Origin of the sequence: Microbacterium sp. Ru50 (assembly GCF_002920555.1) — a bacterium.
Lineage (GTDB): Bacteria > Actinomycetota > Actinomycetes > Actinomycetales > Microbacteriaceae > Microbacterium > Microbacterium arborescens.
Window position 1 is genome coordinate 1 of the sequence record NZ_PQSV01000032.1, and the last position, 796, is coordinate 796.

Annotated in this window: 1 protein-coding gene; it reads left to right on the plus strand. The window is 64.3% G+C overall.

Going from position 1 to position 796, the window contains the following annotated elements; all coding sequences use genetic code 11:
• Positions 1–223: 223 nt before the first annotated feature.
• The gene (locus C3481_RS16070) at positions 224–634 is read left to right on the plus strand and encodes a lipocalin-like domain-containing protein (protein ID WP_103813443.1); all 411 of its coding nucleotides are present in this window, start codon (positions 224–226) and stop codon (positions 632–634) included.
• Positions 635–796 lie beyond the last annotated feature (162 nt).

A 796-nucleotide genomic window follows, 5' to 3' on the forward strand; every position in this document is an offset into this window, starting at 1 on the left:
GTGATGTGGAGGCGTACCGTGCCACCCGCGGTCGGAATTCCGTCCCACTGTAATAAGGTCACCGCGCACGCGATTAACACTCTTTGAGCGGTTTTTAGCCCATCGCGCCAGTGTGGCTTGATCGCCCCGGTCGGTCAGGGATCGGGATTCGGATTGACAGCCCGGCGCACCAGCCGTCTTTCCCGGTGCGGGCGTCGGGCTCGTCCAGGTGCAGGGAGCACGCATGCTGTCCGAAAAGGACCTGATAGGAGTCTGGCGACTGGTGTCCCACTTCTACCTCGAAGACGACGGTTCCACGAGCGAAGGCCCGCTGGGCAACGAAGCGGACGGTCTGCTGATTTATCACGCGGATGGGTACATGGCGGCCAGCCTGATGCGGAACGAGCCACTGGCCGGAATCGACGGCGTGCCACCGGCGACCTACCTCGGCTCCGCCGACGACTATCTCGGGTATTCAGGGCGCTGGCGGCTGCGCGGCGACGCGGTCGTCCACCACGTGGTCATCGGGTCGCACCGGCGGGTGGTGAACACCGAGCAGGTCAGGGAGGCCCTCCTGCACGACGGCGTGCTGCGGCTGCAGCGCCGCCTCGGGGGTCCGCACGCCTCTGTGGTGATGGACTGGCGACGCGTCTGACCCCCACTCCCCGTCGACCAACTCTTTGCGAAGCCATGGGAATGCAAACACCATTCCAGGGGTAGGCGCCTACTCTGGTCGTATTTCAAACTCTTTACAGAGTCCGCGACGACGCCATGGAACGCTCGTTGACACGGCTACTCGGACGGTCTTAGGCTCCAG

Coding starts and splice junctions, on each gene's coding strand:
- C3481_RS16070 (WP_103813443.1), top strand. CDS start 224: ATGCTGTCCGAAAAGGACCTGATAGGAGTCTGGCGACTGGTGTCCCAC.